This window comes from Paraburkholderia sp. GAS38 (assembly GCF_050434965.1).
Lineage (GTDB): Bacteria > Pseudomonadota > Gammaproteobacteria > Burkholderiales > Burkholderiaceae > Paraburkholderia > Paraburkholderia phenazinium_A.
On the sequence record NZ_JBNDJO010000003.1, the window covers coordinates 97,400 to 114,275 of the forward strand.

The 16,876-nt window shown below is 62.4% G+C and carries 16 protein-coding genes; 11 read left to right on the top strand and 5 right to left on the bottom strand.

The features are described 5' to 3' along the window. Positions 1 to 96: 96 nt before the first annotated feature. The 5 genes from P3T42_RS08030 to P3T42_RS08050 all read left to right on the top strand — a co-directional run bounded on the left by P3T42_RS08030 (position 97) and on the right by P3T42_RS08050 (position 6,639). On the top strand, positions 97 to 879 hold the full coding sequence (locus P3T42_RS08030) for an alpha/beta fold hydrolase (protein WP_429305677.1): 783 nt from the start codon (positions 97 to 99) through the stop codon (positions 877 to 879). Positions 880 to 1,061: 182 nt separating this feature from the next. After that, positions 1,062 to 1,949: a LysR family transcriptional regulator gene (locus P3T42_RS08035; RefSeq protein WP_074294347.1), complete on the top strand. Its 888-nt coding sequence runs from the start codon at positions 1,062 to 1,064 to the stop codon at positions 1,947 to 1,949. 281 nt (positions 1,950 to 2,230) lie between these two features. Further along, positions 2,231 to 3,730, top strand: coding sequence for an L-piperidine-6-carboxylate dehydrogenase (amaB, locus tag P3T42_RS08040; protein WP_429305678.1), 1,500 nt, complete (start codon positions 2,231 to 2,233; stop codon positions 3,728 to 3,730). A gap of 192 nt (positions 3,731 to 3,922) precedes the next feature. After that, a complete protein-coding gene (locus P3T42_RS08045; protein ID WP_429305679.1) occupies positions 3,923 to 5,203 on the top strand; it encodes an NAD(P)/FAD-dependent oxidoreductase in 1,281 nt (426 codons plus the stop codon). A 230-nt stretch (positions 5,204 to 5,433) separates the two neighbouring features. After that, positions 5,434 to 6,639, top strand: coding sequence for a PLP-dependent aminotransferase family protein (locus tag P3T42_RS08050; RefSeq protein WP_429305680.1), 1,206 nt, complete (start codon positions 5,434 to 5,436; stop codon positions 6,637 to 6,639). Positions 6,640 to 6,754: 115 nt separating this feature from the next. Here P3T42_RS08050 and P3T42_RS08055 read toward each other — a convergent pair whose 3' ends face one another. The 3 genes from P3T42_RS08055 to P3T42_RS08065 all read right to left on the bottom strand — a co-directional run bounded on the left by P3T42_RS08055 (position 6,755) and on the right by P3T42_RS08065 (position 9,225). Then, a complete protein-coding gene (locus P3T42_RS08055; protein ID WP_429305681.1) occupies positions 6,755 to 7,273 on the bottom strand; it encodes a metal-dependent hydrolase in 519 nt (172 codons plus the stop codon). A 179-nt stretch (positions 7,274 to 7,452) separates the two neighbouring features. Then, positions 7,453 to 7,794 (bottom strand): sugar ABC transporter ATPase, encoded by a 342-nt coding sequence (locus P3T42_RS08060; protein WP_143788253.1) that lies wholly within the window; start codon positions 7,792 to 7,794, stop codon positions 7,453 to 7,455. A gap of 261 nt (positions 7,795 to 8,055) precedes the next feature. Beyond that, on the bottom strand, positions 8,056 to 9,225 hold the full coding sequence (locus P3T42_RS08065) for a porin (RefSeq protein ID WP_074294352.1): 1,170 nt from the start codon (positions 9,223 to 9,225) through the stop codon (positions 8,056 to 8,058). Positions 9,226 to 9,847: 622 nt separating this feature from the next. On the opposite strand from P3T42_RS08065, the gene P3T42_RS08070 reads away from it, so the two are divergent. Continuing rightward, positions 9,848 to 10,381 carry a hypothetical protein gene (locus tag P3T42_RS08070; RefSeq protein WP_074294353.1) on the top strand — a complete coding sequence of 178 codons (534 nt, stop codon included), beginning with the start codon at positions 9,848 to 9,850 and terminating at the stop codon, positions 10,379 to 10,381. 30 nt (positions 10,382 to 10,411) lie between these two features. Here P3T42_RS08070 and P3T42_RS08075 read toward each other — a convergent pair whose 3' ends face one another. Then, the gene (locus P3T42_RS08075) at positions 10,412 to 10,846 is read right to left on the bottom strand and encodes a hypothetical protein (protein ID WP_074294354.1); all 435 of its coding nucleotides are present in this window, start codon (positions 10,844 to 10,846) and stop codon (positions 10,412 to 10,414) included. Positions 10,847 to 11,105: 259 nt separating this feature from the next. On the opposite strand from P3T42_RS08075, the gene P3T42_RS08080 reads away from it, so the two are divergent. Genes P3T42_RS08080 through P3T42_RS08095 form a run of 4 tightly spaced genes read left to right on the top strand, consistent with a single transcriptional unit; the run spans position 11,106 to position 14,410 of the window. Next, positions 11,106 to 11,789, top strand: a complete 684-nt coding sequence (locus P3T42_RS08080; RefSeq protein ID WP_429305682.1) for a CDP-alcohol phosphatidyltransferase family protein — start codon at positions 11,106 to 11,108, stop codon at positions 11,787 to 11,789. Next, positions 11,786 to 12,619 carry a HalD/BesD family halogenase gene (locus P3T42_RS08085; protein WP_429305683.1) on the top strand — a complete coding sequence of 278 codons (834 nt, stop codon included), beginning with the start codon at positions 11,786 to 11,788 and terminating at the stop codon, positions 12,617 to 12,619. Before P3T42_RS08080 ends, P3T42_RS08085 begins: the two co-directional genes overlap by 4 nt. Then, complete coding sequence (locus P3T42_RS08090) at positions 12,616 to 13,620, top strand: flippase-like domain-containing protein (RefSeq protein WP_429305684.1); 1,005 nt, start codon at positions 12,616 to 12,618, stop codon at positions 13,618 to 13,620. Before P3T42_RS08085 ends, P3T42_RS08090 begins: the two co-directional genes overlap by 4 nt. A 25-nt stretch (positions 13,621 to 13,645) precedes the next feature. After that, positions 13,646 to 14,410: an NTP transferase domain-containing protein gene (locus P3T42_RS08095; protein WP_074294358.1), complete on the top strand. Its 765-nt coding sequence runs from the start codon at positions 13,646 to 13,648 to the stop codon at positions 14,408 to 14,410. Positions 14,411 to 14,511: 101 nt separating this feature from the next. Here the strand turns inward: P3T42_RS08095 and P3T42_RS08100 are convergent, their stop codons facing one another. Next, complete coding sequence (locus P3T42_RS08100) at positions 14,512 to 15,879, bottom strand: DUF1996 domain-containing protein (protein ID WP_429305685.1); 1,368 nt, start codon at positions 15,877 to 15,879, stop codon at positions 14,512 to 14,514. 453 nt (positions 15,880 to 16,332) lie between these two features. Here P3T42_RS08100 and P3T42_RS08105 point away from each other — a divergent pair, with 453 nt between their 5' ends. Beyond that, complete coding sequence (locus tag P3T42_RS08105) at positions 16,333 to 16,746, top strand: DUF3597 domain-containing protein (protein ID WP_074294360.1); 414 nt, start codon at positions 16,333 to 16,335, stop codon at positions 16,744 to 16,746. Positions 16,747 to 16,876: the final 130 nt, after the last annotated feature.

Below are 16,876 nucleotides of genomic sequence, written 5' to 3' on the forward strand. Positions count from 1 at the left end.
TAGGCCGTTCGGCCGACTTTCCGGCTCGGTGCCGCGGAGATAAGCTAGGGTTTCCAGACACGCATATCGCGTGTTGTGAGGAAGGGGAGCCTGGCTATGTCTGAGAATACGAACGCGGCAATGACCGAAGGCGCAACCGGCGCAACCGGCGCCACGGGCGGCGCAAAATCGAGCACCTATGTGCTCGTCCACGGCGCCTGGCACGGTGGATGGTGCTGGGACGCGGTCGCGCAGAACTTGCGCTCGCACGGTCATCGGGTGTTCACGCCGACCCTCAGCGGGCTCGGTGACCGGGCCCATCTGATTTCGCCGGAGATCGATCTTCAGGTGTTTATCGAGGACGTCGTTCATGTACTCGAGCGGCACGATCTGTCCGAGGTGATTCTCGTTGGGCACAGCTTTGGCGGTGTGACCCTGCTCGGCGCGGCGGACCGTGTGCCGCAGCGAATTCGTCAACTGGTGTTTCTCGATGCCGTAGTGCTGTCTGCTGGAGAGACGGCATTCTCGCGGCTCCCTCCGGAGATCGTCGCCGCTCGCAAGCAACAGGCAACGGAAACCAGCAATGGGCTAACCATTCCGGTGCCGCCCGCGAGTGCATTTGGTGTGGTCGAGCCGGAGCAGGTGGCGCTGCTCGAGCGTCATTGCACGCCCCATCCATTGAAGACCTTCGATGACCCCATGGTGCTAAAAGGCCCGCCGGGCGGCACGCTGCCGAAGGTGTATATCCAATGCGTCGATCCCGTCTATGGGCCGCTGCAAAGCAGTCGCGACTTCGTCAAATCGCAAAACGATTGGGCGTGGGATGAGATCGCGACCGGGCATGATGCCATGATTAGTGCGCCGGACGCGCTGGCTGAGAAGTTGTTGGCGTTTGCTTGAGGGCCGCGGCGCAGGGCACGTCGCTTCGGTCGGGGGCATTCGCCTTTTTCGAACGCATGGTTCGCCTCCGGTTAAGATTGCCGTTCAACAGCGTCGCGTGTGCCGCCCTGCTTGCACGTCCGCCGCCCACCTGCCGGTCGCGACCAGCTATCCCCTCCGCGCTCACTTCTTCGGCTTTCATCATGCATTTCGATTTCGTAGACCTGCGGCTCATCGTCAATATTGCCGACACGAAGAACCTGGCGCGTGCAGCAGAACGCTCCCATCTCTCTGCGCCGGCTGCGAGCAACCGGATCAAGAACCTCGAAGAGCAACTCGGCTTCAAGCTGCTCTATCGAACCAGCCAGGGCGTGACGCCCACGCCCGCCGGCGACGCGTTTGTGCACCATGCGCGGCTGGTGCTCGAACGCGTCGAGCATCTGGCCGGCGACATGCAGGAGTACGGCGAAGGCATCAAGGGTCACGTGCGGATCTGGGCCAATACCACCGCCATCAGCGAGTTTCTGCCTACGGTGCTCAGTCACTTCCTGCGCGATCACCCTGACGTCAACATCGACCTGCGCGAGGTGCTGAGCGGCGAGATCGTCAAGGGCGTGGCAGACAGCGCCACGGATATCGGCATCGTCGCCGGCAACGTGCATGCGGAGCACCTGGAGATGCTGCCTTATCGCGACGACCGGCTGATCCTCGTCACGTCGAAGGATCATGCGCTCGCGCACGAGCGCTCGGTCGATTTCGCGCAGACGCTCGAAGACAACTTCGTCGGCTTGCCCACCTCGAGTGCGATTCATGCGTTCGTCATGAGCGCCGCGGATACCCTCGGGGTGCGGCTCAAGCTGCGTATCCAGGTGGGCAACTTCGAGGCCGCCTGCCGGATGATCGAAGCGGGCGTGGGCATCGGCATCGTGCCGGAATCCGTCGCGCTGCGTCATGTGAAGACCATGCAGATCGCGCTTGTGCGCTTGAATGATGGTTGGGCTGAGCGCAAGCTGAAAATCTGCGTGCGTAGTGTCAAGGATTTGCCGCCGTTCGCGCGGGCTTTGGTCGACCGCTTGATGATGGGTGTCTGACAGGCTGGAGGGCTCGGGTCGATGGGGTGCGTCGCAAGGGTGGATACTTTCCAATAAGAAACAAGACCAACCCTGATCGAGGCGCTGCCCGCGGCCAGTTCCGGCTGGTGTAAGCGCTTGCCCTTCATATGCTTCAAACCCCAGATGGACCTATGAAAGGACGAATATGAAGAAATCAGCCCCAACCCGCCGCCGCGATTACGCTTGCCCCCATAAAACCCCGCGTGTATAGTTTCCGAACTTACTCTTGTTTCGCATTGGAAATTAAAGGGATTCTTCATATGAACGCTTCGACTATCCTCGCCGATCTCGGCATCGCCCAGGCGGCGCAAGCCGGCGACATCGCGGTTCATTCGCCGATCTCCGGCGAGCTCATTGGCCGTGTGGCCAGCAATACCGTGGCCGACGTCGACGCGGCGCTCGCCAATGCGCAGCAGGCTTTCAACGCATGGCGCAACGTCCCGGCCCCGCGGCGCGGCGAACTGGTGCGTTTGCTCGGCAACCGTCTGCGCGAGAAAAAGCAGGCGCTCGGCAGCATCATCACGCTCGAAACCGGCAAGATCCTTCAGGAAGGTTTGGGCGAAGTGCAGGAAATGATCGACATTTGCGACTTCGCGGTCGGCCTGTCGCGTCAGTTGTACGGCCTGACCATTGCCTCGGAGCGTCCCGGTCACCGCATGGCTGAGTCATGGCATCCCATGGGCACTTGCGTCGTGATCTCCGCGTTCAATTTCCCGGCCGCCGTGTGGTCGTGGAATGCCGCGCTCGCGCTGGTGTGCGGCAACGCCGTGATCTGGAAGCCGTCCGAAAAGACGCCGCTCACCGCGCTCGCCGTCAATCAGATCCTGCTCGACGCGCTGAAGGAATTCGGCGACGCGCCGCAAGGACTGACGGCGCTGATCAACGGTGGTCGCGACGTCGGCGCAAAGCTGGTCGCCGATCCGCGTGCGTCGATCGTCAGCGCAACCGGCAGCACCGAAATGGGCCGTACGGTTGGCGTCGAAGTGGCAAAGCGTTTCGGCCGCTCGCTGCTCGAACTGGGCGGCAACAACGCCGGCATCGTCACGCAGAGCGCCGACCACGAGCTCGCGTTGCGCGGCATCCTGTTCTCGGCGGTGGGTACGGCGGGCCAGCGCTGCACGTCGCTGCGCCGCCTGTTCGTGCACGACAGCGTGTACGAACAGACCGTCGAGCGTCTGAAGCAGCTCTACAACAAGGTGCCGATCGGCGACCCGCTCGAAAAGGGCACGCTGATGGGCCCGCTGATCGACAAGCAATCGTTCGCCCGCATGCAGGAAGCGCTGCAGCAAGCTGTCGCGGAAGGCGGCAAGGTGTTCGGCGGCGAGCGTGTCGAAGTGAAGGGCTACGAAGGCGGCCACTATGTGCGCCCGGCGCTGGTGGAAATGCCGTCGCAAACGGCTGTGGTGCTGAAGGAAACCTTCGCGCCGATCCTCTACGTGCTGCGCTACACGGATTTCGCGGATGCGGTCGAAGCGAACAACGCGGCGGTGCATGGCCTGTCGTCGTGCGTATTCACCACCGATCTGCGTGAAGCGGAGCGTTTCCTCTCGGCAGCCGGCAGCGACTGCGGCATTGCCAACGTGAACATCGGACCGAGCGGCGCGGAAATCGGCGGCGCCTTCGGCGGCGAGAAGGAAACGGGCGGCGGCCGCGAGTCGGGTTCGGATGCGTGGAAGGCGTACATGCGCCGCGCCACCAATACGGTCAACTACTCGTCGGCATTGCCGCTGGCGCAAGGTATCGACTTCAACATCGGCTAAAGGCGGAACGTCGTGCGCTCAGCGAGTTTAGTACGCGCTGAGCGCGCGTCGTAGCGCGAGATGAGGGACGTGCGGGTGCACCATCCTTCCGCGCGCCGCGCCGCCTTGCGATGAAGCCGCTAGCCCCTATCAACCTGTGTTCGACTGGCCGCCACTCTGAGGCGGCCGGCGCCTGCTTCCGGTGAGCCGATCATGAGTGCCCCCAACCCTGCCGCTTCGCACCAGCCCCTCCACGCGGATTCGTCCGCCACGGGGACTTCCTATGGGGTGGAAGACTTGGGGGCGGCTCGGCGTGTGCCTGGGAGTTCGAAAGTGGTCGTCGTCGGTGGCGGCGTGATCGGCAGCTCGATCGCGTATTTTTTGCGTGCCTCGGACCCGACGGTCAGCGTCACCGTGATCGAGCGCGATCCCACCTATGCACGCTCGTCGTCGGCGTTATCGGCGGCGTCGATCCGGCAGCAGTTCTCTACGCCGCTGTCGATCCAGATGTCGCTATTCGGCATCGAGTTCTTGCGTTCGATCGGCGAGCGGCTCGAGATCGACGGGGCCAGGCCGTCCATCGATCTGCATGAAGGCGGTTATCTGTTCCTCGCCACGCCGGCCGGCGAGTCGACCCTGCGCGAAAATCACGCGCTGCAGAAGAGCCTCGGCGCCGACATCAGTCTGCTCGACAGGGTGGCGCTGCAGGCGCGCTTTCCCTGGCTCAATACCGAGGACCTGGTGGCGGGTGCCTATGGCGAGAGCGGCGAGGGCTGGTTCGACGGTTATGGTCTCGTGCAGGCCTTGCGCAAGAAGGCGCAGGCGCTCGGTGCGCGCTACGTGGCCGATGACGTCGTGGCGTTGCAGCGTGACGGCAAGCGTGTCACCCAGGTGGTGACGGCGGGCGGCGAGACGTATGCCTGCGACGTGGTCGTCAATGCGGCCGGCGCGTGGTCGCGGAAGGTGGCGGAGATGATCGGCATCGACATTCCGGTGTTTGCACGCCGCCGCAGCATTTTCAACGTGAGCTCGCCCGCTCAACTCGAACGCTGTCCGCTGCTGATCGATCCGACCGGGGTCTATTTCCGCCCGGAAGGCAAATCGTTTATCTGCGGCACGTCGCCAGGCGCCGACAACGATCCGGACGATCTGCCGCTCGACGAGGTCGATCACGCGTTGTTCGACGAGGTGATCTGGCCGACGCTGGCGCATCGCGTGCCGCAATTCGAGGCGCTGCGCGTGCAGAACTGCTGGTCGGGCTATTACGAGTACAACGTGCTGGACCAGAACGCCATCATCGGACACCACCCGGATGTCGATAATTGCATCTTCGCCAATGGCTTTAGCGGGCACGGTCTGCAGCAGGGGCCGGCAACCGGTCGCGGCGTCAGCGAGCTGATCTTGCAGGGCCGTTATACGACGCTGGATCTGTCGTCGCTTGGTTTCGGGCGTGTGCTCGAGAACCGGCCTATCGTCGAAAAGAATGTGGTTTAGAGGCTGCTAACGCGCTTGCCTAGCGTACTGCATGTCCAGATGATTCCGAAAACTCAACAGGTAGTGACTAGATATCGTTTGCCGCCTGTGCCGTTGCTGACCACAATCGACGCCAGTCACGGATCGTGAGTCGCGGACCGCCGCATGTCACATGCCGCATGCCGTTCAGGCCACACCCCGTAAGCCAGTTACTATCGGCCGCGTTAGCGGTCAAACGCCAACCGCCAATCATGTTCAAGTTCACCCCTCCGTTCGAAGCACCGACCGGCTCGCCGATCCGTGAACTGTTCAAGTACCTGGGCCAGCCGGGCATGATCTCGTTCGCGGGCGGTTATCCGGCGAGCGACCTGTTCGATCGTGCGGGCCTCGATGCGGCTGCTGCGCGCGCGTCGCAGCAGCCAACGCTCTGCCTGCAATACGGTCCGACCGACGGCTTGCCGGTTCTAAAAGACGAACTCGCCCGGCTGATGACGCGCCGCGGCGCGCCGTGTAGGCCGCAGGAGTTGCTGGTAACGACCGGTTCGCAGCAGGGCTTCGATTTGCTGCTGCGGGTGCTGGTGGGTGCTGGGGATGTGGTGCTGGTCGAACAGCCGGCCTACCCGGCTACATTGCAGGCGCTTAAGCTGCAGCAGGCCGAGGTGGTGACGGTGCCCGTCGATCAGGACGGCCTCGATGTGGCCGCGCTGGCCGCACTGCTCGAAGCGGGCACGCTCGAACGTCTGCCAAAGCTGCTCTACACGGTGCCGACTTTCGCGAATCCCACTGGCGCGACGCTCTCGTATGAGCGGCGTATCGCATTGCTGAAGCTGGCGGCGCGCTACGGTTTTCTGGTGGTCGAAGACGATCCGTACGGCGATCTGCGTTTTGCGGGCGAGCCGTTGCCCTCGCTGCTCGCCTTGAGCGCCGAGGTGCCGGGATCGCGTGACTGGGTCGTGCATTTCTCGAGTCTGTCGAAGATCGTGGCGCCCGGTTTGCGGGTGGGCTGGACCATCGCGCATGCGGAAATCTTGCGGCGCTGTGTCGTCGCCAAACAGACCGTGGATCTGTGCAGTTCGCCGTGGACTCAGGCGATCGCCGCGGAGTATCTGGCGAGCGGCGCGCTCGAATGGCATCTGCCGAAGATCATCGCCGCCTACGCGCTGAAGTGCACGACGTTATGCGATGCGTTGCAAACGCATCTGAAGGACGACGTTGCGTTTCATCGTCCTGCCGGCGGGATGTTCGTGTGGGGCCGGCTTGCGGGCGGCGGCGACGCGTCGGCTTATCTGAAGGCGTGTATCGAGCAGAACGTGATGTTCGTGCCTGGGGTGGCGTTCTTTAAGGACAACGTGGATCTTGCGTCGCTGCGGCTGTCGTTTGCGGCGCCTGGCGTGGGTGAGATTGAAGAAGGTGTGCTGCGCTTGAAACGGGCGCTGGGGATGTGGGGCGCGGCTTGATTAAGGTCATGGCGGTGACGTACCGCTAGCAATGCCGCGAATGCCAATGGGTTCAAACACTTGCGTGACGAGTCCGCAGGATATCCACAGGCTTGCGAACATTATCTGTGGAGAACTACCCCACCCGCAAATGCTGCAACACCCCAAACCCATGCACGCCATGCAGCCAGACATGGCCGGCCACAAACCACGCCGCGATCCACGAAGCCCCCACCACCAGCAGATCGCAATGCCCGCTATTCCACCAGTTAAGCGAGTGCCGTCCAGCGATCCACGGCACGCCGAGCGGGTTGGGCCAGTCCGCGAGTAAATGCATCAGACCGCCGCAGGCGAACCCGAACGCAAGCGCCGCGAGCGTCTGATGATGCGCAAGCTCGCGATAAGAAAACACCAGCAGCGCGATCCAGCCAATCCCCCAATGCGTGACGGTGCGATGGGTGATCCACAGGCGCCGCTTGCGCGACCACCACGCCACTTCAAGCCAGTCCGGCGCAGTACCGCCCGCGACGGCGGCAATGAAACTCAGCAACACCCATACATGGAAGGGGCCGTTCGCGCTGCTGCGCGCGACGATGGCTGCGGCGATGACGCCGGCCGCGAAGCCGGTGGCGTGATGTGCTTTGTTGGAGGCCATCGATAGTGCGCGGCGCCACGTGCGCCGTCTGAATGCAAGGGGCGGTTATGTTCGCAGATGCCCGCGCAAAAAGACAGCGCCGCGCGTGCTGTGCAGGCGCGGCGCCGGTCACTCGACGCTCAGTGTTCATCACAGCTGCCTAAATAAACCACACGACGAACACCCGGCTAAAACTATTCCTAAGTCGCGCAACGCGCGATATCAAAGCGCATTTCCGGTTCCGGCGGATCGTCCGGTGCATTGGCCGGTCGCATGACCTTGATCACCGAGCCGGCGCTGACCGGCGTCAGCGTGACGAAGTATGCGGTGTCCGAACCCGAGCCGACGGCCAGTTCGGTTGCGCCGCCCACCGACGACGCCTGCACTCGCGACAAGCGGCTTTGGAGGCATTCAGCGATGTAAGACGGCGTGCGCTGCGATGTCACGAACACCAGTGGCTGTGAAGCATCCCGCGTAGGACCGGACGAGCCGCACGCGGCAAGCGCGAGAGCGGCGGGAGCGAGCAAGAGAAGTTTTTTCATGATCGGATCGTCGATGTTCCCGATTAGCGACGGGAACAGGGGCACGGGCGGAACAGGGTGCTCCGCGACGAAGCCGCCGTTCAGCCGCGACGAACTCATGGTGAAATCGCCGCGCGGAAGGCAACTGGCCCGAGTATACCTGCGCGCACGTGGCCGTTCGAAGCACGCAACAATGAGTTACGCATAAAAAAACGCGCGCGTGATTGTGTCACGCGCGCGTTTCTCAACAGGCCGGATCGGTCGATCCGGCCTGCAGCTTCATTAGAAGCGGTGACGCAGACCCACGGTCGCTGCGACCTGGTTGCCGCTCGACGACGGCGACAGCGTGTTGATCATAGCGACGTTCTGCTGGCCATCGCCCAGTTGGCCCGAAGCGTGCTGGTACACGCCTTCCACGTAAACGTCGGTGCGCTTGCTGAGCGAGTAGTCAGCTTGCAGCGAAACGGTGTGCCACTTCGGATCACCCGAGGTCGTGCCGCCCGTCGCCTTGCCGTCCGTGAACGTGTACGCGCCGTTCAGGCTCAGCGCCGGCGTCAGAGCGTACTTGCCGTTGATTTCAAAGTTGTCGAGGTGCAGGTTCGTACCGGTCGGAACCGTGAAGCCCGAGATCGAACCGCCGCCCTGGCCGCCGGCAATCAGGTTGTCGTCTTGCGTGTGGGTCCACACGAAGCCCACCGTAGCCGGACCGTAGGCGTAGTTCGCGCCCACGCCATACGTGCGCTGCAGGGCAGCCGTCAGGTTGGCGTTGTTGCCGTCGCCTGCCGACACTGCACCGTTGCTCAGGTTCGAGCCGCCCAGCGAATTGTTCAGTTGCAAGTACGCAGCAGCAACGTTCAAGCCACCGTTGGTGTACGAAGCGCCGGCGCTATATGCACGGTTGTTCGCGAACTGGCCAGCGTCGTTGCTGAAACCGTACAAGCCGCCAAAGCGGAAGCCGGAGTAGTTGGCGCTCTGGTACTTGACTGCGTTCTTGATCGAGAACGAGTTGTCCAGATTGTCGTTGTCGAACGGGTGGGCGGCGAGGTTGTTGCCGTAGCCCGAACCTGCTTCCGACAGCGGGCCGAGGTAGTCGACCACGGAGTCATATTGACGGCCGAGCGTCAGCGTACCGTACTGGTCGCTTTGCAGACCGACGAAAGCCTGACGATTGAACATCGTGTTGCTTTCGGTGAACTTGCCGCTGTTCAGGTTGAAGCCGTCTTCCAACGTGAAGATGGCATGCAGGCCGCCGCCGAGGTCTTCGCTGCCGCGCAGGCCGAAGTACGTATCCGACACCGTGCCGCTACCTTGCTGCCAGTTGTTGTGGCCGCCCTGGTTGTTCGAATAGACGAGGCCGGCGTCCAGCGTGCCGTACAACGTAACGCTGCTTTGTGCATGAGCATTGATGGCGAACGCGCCCATGATGCCCGCGATGATGAGGGTTTTTTTCATGCTTTATAAACTCCGAGACAGTCCGTAGAGAATCGCCTGACAGGACTTAACGCCGATGCCACTGGCTGCCTGAGGATTCGCAGCGAAGTGTATTCCCCCTGATGAATTGATTAACCTCATCCCGCACAACAATGCTTTCCAGAATCAGGAATACCGGATTTTATTTTCGTAAGTGCAGGTAAATAAAGCGATTTTGTGTGTCGCGGAGAATCCATCGCGGGTATGTCAATCTTTTTCCTGTTGCACCTGCGCGACGCCCACCCATTAAGGCTGAGCGGCTTTCGAATTACAAATGAAACATTAACTTTAAATTCTTTTGTTTTTTGAAATAGACTATTCCGGATAGTGTGGTGATTGCGGCCGGTCAGTGGCTTTACAATTCGGCTGCCCCTTGACCAAGGGTGTCTTTTTTTTCATCTGTTTATACGCGGCCTGCGGGCCGCGTTTTTTTATTCTGTATTAAATTCGATTATAAGTTCCAACGGATCGCGAAAAATATTTTTTTGAAATTGGCAATAATCCATGGGCTCTGCCGTTCGGCATAGGCCGTACCCCGGCGCAGCCGGGGCGGGTAGAATCGGGTCCTAGTTGACGAATCCGATCCGAACCTGAGCGACCCGCAATGACCGATACCCCCCTTCCATCGCCCGACACCGCTGCCGATCCTGCGACGGAAGATCTCCCCGAACTGCCCGAAACCCAGCACGACCCGCGTTTGTGGCGCGACGACGGCTGGACGGCGCGCGTCATCAAGAATGAAGACGACGACGGCTGGGCGGTGGAGATGATCAAGGACGGGGAGCCGGAGCCCGCTCTGGTCGGACCGTGGACCATGGGTCGCGACAAGAAGAACCCGAAGCCGCTCGATACGGGCGCTTTCAATACGCTTGTGAAGACCGCGTCGGAGGTGCTGCGCCGGCACGAGCAGCAGTTGCACGCCATGCTGCATAAGCGCGTGACGGTGGAATCGCCCACCGGCGACGAACTGGCGGTCACGCTCGACATCGTCCCGAGCGAGGACGACCCCTACGCGCTGCTGACGGCGTTCGACGCCTTCGGCGAGCAACTCGCCCAGGTGAAAGTGGCGCCCAGCTTCAAGTTAGGCAAGGCGAATGCCGCGGCCTGGGTCGAAAACGGGTTCCGCCGGCCGGGTTGAGGCCCCCGCGGGGCGCCGTCCCCGCTTGCCTCAGTTCCGTTTGCAGAAAATCGCGGTGATATGCGGCCCGACGTGATGCACGATCGCCGTGCTGCCGGCCTGGGTGACGGCGTCCTGCACGCTCGAGTCGCTGCCGAACACCACCGCGCCGTACGCCGAGTTGGCAAGCGGTTCGCCGTCGCCGGTGCGGAACATCGGATCGTCCTTCTCAAAGCCCACCACTGCGAACACATGGAAACCGAAGGCGCTCAGGTCGGCGCCTTTGGCGGGCCGGAACGCGTTGATCGAATTGCTTTCGACGCGCATCGGCGTCGGATCGATCAGTTGCTGCTGGGCAAGGTCCGCAATGAACTGATGGCCCGATTCGTTACAGGCAAGCGGCGCGTCGAGCGCGCTCGCGTGGCAGGCGAGCGGCAAGACCCCTGCGGACAGGGCGAGCAGAACGGAAGAAAAAACGTGCTTCATAAGCTTCAGATCACGTGTGCACAGTGGCAAGTTCGCAACGGGGCAGGTCAGGGAGAGACGCTGGAAACGCCGCCACGCGAGGTCGTGAATCCTCGGTGAATTTGCCGCGAATCCGATTACGCGGCGTTACAGGCGTAACTGGACTCGCACTTTACCAACGTTCGGGTATTTTTGCTTCGAACGGTATCTGTCAAGGGTTCGCGAGGAAATTGGCGCGGAAAACAGCAAGGTTTCCCGTAACCGTATATATTTCCGGGTTATGAATTCTCGACCATCATCTTTAAAAAACGTTCCGGTCCCGAAAACATGGGACGCGAGGCTCGCTCGCCGGCTTGTGACGCCGCTTGTGGACACGTTTGTCACGCCCAATCATCTCACCACGCTGCGCCTGCTGATCGGCCTCGCAGGTGCGCTGTGCCTCGCGCGGGGCGGGTTTTCCTGGACCAACGCGGGCGCGCTGCTGATCGTCCTGTCGAATTTCGTCGACCACACGGACGGCGAGCTCGCGCGCATCAGCGGCAAGTCGAGCCGGATCGGTCATTTTTACGACCTGGCCTGCGATGCGCTGGTGACGATCCTTCTGTTCGTGGGCATGGGACTCGGCACGGGCGGGGTTCACGTAGCCGAGCGGGTCGTGCCGGGCGTATTGCTCGGCAGCCTCGCCGGCGTAGCGGTCGCAGTGATTTTCTTCCTGCGCATGCGGATCGAGGAGATGGAAGGCAAGGCCGGCACCAGGCAGGCCTCGGCGGCCGGCTTCGAGACCGAAGACGTGTTGTATCTGCTGCCGCTCGTGACGCTGACCGGCGTCGTCACGCCGTTTGTGGTGGCCGCCTCGATCGGCGCGCCGCTCTTTGCCGTATGGGTGATCGTGGACTTTCGCCGGGCGCTGCGCCGCACGGCGCAGCCCGCCGCCGAAACCAGTCAAATGCAGGTTAGTCCATGAGTACGCAGGCCGAAGATGATGTGATTGCCCAAGCCTCGTCCGACCGCGTACCCGTCACGCCCGCTTCGGTAGAGGCCTTCGGGGCCGTTCCCGAGGCGGACCGCGCCGTTGCCGGCCGCACGCGTCAGTTCGACACGGCGCGCCTCTCCAAAGACTTCGCCGAGCAGGGCGCCTTCCTCTACATGGAAGACTTCCTCGCGCCCGAGGTCACCGCGCAACTCGTGCATAGCGCCCGCGCGCTGCTCGACGAAGTGAATCGCAACTACCTGCCGGGCCACAAGCAGGGCGGCAGCGTGAGCCGTCATACGATCGACCGCCTCGCGCCGTTCATTGCCGAGCTGTATCGCTCGAAGGAACTGATCGGCTGGCTGGAGAAGTTGAGCGGCGACAAGCTGATGGTGTCCCCGCCCGACGACCCGCACGCCTATGCGCTGTATTACTACACCCGGCCGGGCGACCATATCGGCTGGCATTACGACACCTCGTACTACGACGGCCGCCGCTATACGCTGCTGCTCGGCGTGGTCGACGAATCGTCGTGCCGTCTCGACTACGAGTTGCATACGAAGAATCCGGATGTGCCCGATGTACCCGGCTCCGTGCAGATCCCGCCGGGCGGTCTGGTGTTCTTCGACGGCGACAAGCTGCGCCACCGCATCACGCCGGCGGGCGCCAATGAATTCCGCGTCTCGCTGACGTTCGAATATGTCACGGATCCGAACATGCGCCCGTGGCGCCGTTTCATCTCGAACATGAAAGACGCGATTGCCTATTTCGGCTTTCGCCAGGTGTTCCGTCAGATGATCCAGCGCAAAGGGGCGGGGCAATGACTCGCGCGGCCATGATCCTGCTGTCGATCGGCGTCGCGCTGTTCGTCGCGCTGCTCGCCTGGCAGGGCCTGGGTTCGGTCACCTCGACGCTGCTGGTCGCCGGTTGGGGCCTCGCGCTGGTGGCCGCGTTCCATATCGTGCCGCTGGTACTGGATTCGGCGGCGATCGCCGTGCTGATCGACCGGCGCCGCGACCCTGTCGCCGCGCACGATGCCTTGCTCGCGCGCTGGGTCGGCGAGTCGGTGAATAGCCTGCTGCCGGCCGGTCAGATCGGCGGTCCGGTGGTGATGGTGCGGCAACTCTCGCAGCGCGGCATGCGCATGCGCGACGCGGCCGCCGCGATCACGGTCAGCACCACGCTGCAGGCGCTTGCGCAGATCGTCTTTGCCGTGCTCGGCTTGCTGCTGTTCGGCGCTTACGCGGCGCAGGGCGCGCTGCACGACTTGCGCACCGCGACTTTTATTGCCACCGCTATACTCGCCGGGCTGATCGCACTGTTCTTTTTCGCCCAGCGGCGCGGCCTGTTCGGACGGCTCCTGCGGGTCGTCTCGAAGGTATTCGGCAAGCGCGACTGGTCGACCCTGACAATGCGCGCCGACGCCGTCGACGGCGCCGTGCAGGCGCTCTATCGCGAGCGCGGCCGGGTGCTGGCGAGCTTTGCGCTGAGCCTCGTCGGCTGGGTCGTCGGCACGGTGGAAGTGTGGCTCGCGCTGCGCTTCCTCGGCCATCCGGTTGGTTGGGTCGACGCGTTGCTGCTCGAGAGCCTCGGTCAGGCGATTCGCGGTGCCGCGTTTGCGATCCCCGGCTCGCTTGGCGTGCAGGAGGGCGGCTATCTGCTGCTCGCGCCGCTCGTTGGCCTGCCGCCGGATGCGGCGCTGGCGTTGTCGCTCGCCAAGCGCGCCCGCGAGATTCTGCTGGGTCTGCCGGGCCTGTTGTACCTGCATTTCAGTGAAAGAAACTGGCAGCGTCGGCGTGCGACGCGCGTGCCGGCTGTCGACTAACCCTACTTTTAGAAAGGGACCACGCATGCGTGCCATTATTCTCGCTGCGGGCCTTGGCCTGCGTCTTCAGCTCCCGCCGGGCGAACAGTTCCCGAAATGCCTGCTGCAGTTCGACGGCGTCAGCCTGCTCGAACGGCATCTGCAGATGCTCGAAACCGCCGGCGTCACGGATGTCGTGTTGGCGCTCGGTTTCCAGCCGGGGCTGGTCGAGGCCGAGCTGAAGCGCATCAACTGGCCGCATCCGGTCGAGATCGTGATCAATCCGCGTTTCGACCTCGGCAGCGTGCTGACGGTGCACACCGTGGCCGATCCGCTGACGCGCGGCGGCGACGTGCTGCTGATGGACGCCGACGTGCTGTACGACGAGCGCATCCTGAACGCGCTGGTGGCGGGCGAGACGGTCAACCGCCTGCTGATCGACCGCGACTTCGAAGCGGGCGACGAGCCGGTCAAGCTGTGCCTGAAAGACGGTGTGCCGGTCGAACTGCGCAAGCAGCTTGCTGTGAATCTGGAGTACGACACGATTGGCGAGTCGGTGGGCTTCTTCCGCTTCCGTGAGGAAACTGCACAGCGCTTTGCGCAGATCGTGGCGGGCTACATCGACAGCGGCCGTTCGAACCTGCCGCACGAAGAAGCGGTGCGCGATCTGCTGCTGGAGCGCAGCCAGGTGTTCGATACCGCCGACGTGACCGGTGCGCCGTGGATCGAAATCGACTTCCCGAACGATGTCGTGCGCGCTCGCGCCGAGATCCTGCCGCAATTGCAGCCGCTGGTGACTGTGCCGCGCTGAGCGCCGCATCTCGCTTCTGCTTTGACGCACATGTGCCGGTTGTTGACGGCACATGTCGCTCCCAAAACCTGCGCATGGCACACGCCAGAGCCGCGGCGTCATCACTTCAAATAAAGCCCCGGTGTCCAGGCGCCCGAACGGGACGAAAAGCTCACGGTCTGGCTGACCGGATTCTTGATGCAGATGCCTATCTGCGACGCACCCGCGGCCCTTTGCGACGCGATATAGCCGCTGATGTCGTTGAGCCGGACCTGCTGAACGTTATCCAGGTAGATCCCACCGATGCGCTGGCTCAGATCGCAAGACGCAACGGTAGGGGCATGCCCCGTCTCGTCCCAGTCCGTATGTGCCGCGTATAGCTGGATCGTGATGGCGGCGGTATCCGTAACGTTTCCGCCAAATGACTGCAAGTACGACTTGGCGTACGGATAGTCGTTGAGATTGGCCGGCATGGGAAACCGGATGAAAACCAGGTTGCCCGGCGCCGCGACCAAGGTTGTGCCTGCGGGCTGGGCAACGCCATTGCTATCCAGTTGAACGTTCGCGGCGGCCGCCGAATAGTAGGTGGGGATGTTTTTGTCGCAGGTGCTTCCCGGCGTGGCGGGCTTGTTCATGCAGGTATCGATCAGGTATTGCATCGTCTCCGGGCGCCACGCGTTCATGAAGTCGCCGTGCGCGGTGTACAGGCTGCCCCATTGCGGTACCCATTGACCGTTCTGGAACACCGGGTCCATCGAGAGTTGCATATCCGACATGTCGGGATTGGTCCCGAGATCGTAGGCAAGGTTCATCTGCAACTCCGGGATCTTCACCGGATAGGCGCTGGGACAGGTGCCGTCGCTGTTTCGGTAGGCCACGTTGAGCTGGCCGCTTCCCGCTTTTCTCGCGGCCTGCATACGGGCTGCCCTGCTGTTCCCCAGGATCGGTACCAACGTCTTGCCGTCCCAGCAATCCGGAAAGTGCACGGAGATATTGAATTGCGAATGTTCGCCCGGCGTTTTCGGCGGACAGGTTTTCGGCGGCTCCTTGACGTAGCCCTGACCGGCGCACAGGAAATCGATGTGCGGGTTCTGCTGGGTGCCCATGTGATCTCCCGCCAGCATTTCCAGACCGGCCGGAATCACGTTGACGGGCACCACGGGCTGGTCGTTCCTGTAGTAGGTCTTCTCGTACATCGGCGGGATGATCTCGGCGCCACGCTTTAACTGCGGCGACCAGTAAGCCGAAGGATCTGCCGGCGAATCGCAGGTGGTAGCGATGTCTTGGGTCAATGAATCGGGCGTGCTAAAGGCGTTCGTATGCGTGTTGCCAAAGAAGTCGTGCACCATCGCTTCTCCTGGCTTTCCGGGGTAGACGATGGCGTCGTCAGGCAGCGTATGCGAGTAGGCGCACTGCGTATTGAACTGGTTGGCATGCGCAGCGCCTGCCGCAAGCAGCAACGTCAATCCAACAATGACATGGGTTTTCATGAGCGACTCCGGCGAGGCTGAATAGAGCGGCGTCCAACGAAAATTGTTTCGTTAAACTAAATAAATAATGAAATTGAATGTGCGACGGTTTCAGTGCGCACGTCAACGAATCACGGGAGGGTAAAGGGAGTCTAGTTCATGATCGGCGTCGCAAATCGCCGGCGGGCATTTCGCGCCAGGTGAACGAAACGATGTGGATCAAACGAAGCGAGGACGAAACGATGAACGGCTGAAGTGCGCAGACCTATATGTACGAAAACGCACATGCGCAATACGCGTGACATATAACCGCGAGTGCGATTCCCCGTCTTTATCGGACATTCATCGAAGCCTTGACCTTTCTTGACCAATTAGCGGCGTGATCCAGGTAAATTTCGCCTAGCATACTGAAAGCATGCGTTCCGGAGCGGTCTGGTGTGGCCGCTCGCCATCCACCCCATAGGAGGTTTCAACATGAGTATTTTTGGTGAGATTGTGAACAAGCTGTTCGGCAAGGCGAAGCCGGATCAGCCGCCGCCCGCCGCGGAGCCCACGCCGGACCCTGCGGTTGCGCAGGCTGCCGCGCAGGCCGCCGCCCCCGACGCCGCGCCGGCGCCCGCGCCGCTGACGGATGTCGACGTCGCTGCCGTGCTGGACCAGCTTGTGAGCGAGAGCGGACAAACGCTGAACTGGCGCGTGTCGATTGTCGATACGATGAAGGCCCTCGGCGTCGACAGCAGTCTCGACCATCGCAAGCAGCTCGCCACGGAGCTCAAGTACAGCGGGGACATGAACGATTCAGCCAGCATGAACATCTGGTTGCACAAGCAGGTCATGCTTGCGTTGGCCGCGAACGGCGGCAAGCTGCCGCCGGATCTGGCTTCCTGAATGCGCTGATGCGGGTGCCGCGCCAACGCCCGGTGGCCTCGGGCGTTGCGCGTTGAGCGCCACGAGGTCTGTCCGCGGAGAGACGAACACGCGGGGAGGCCGTATCTTATGCTGCTGCTTTAGCCCAATC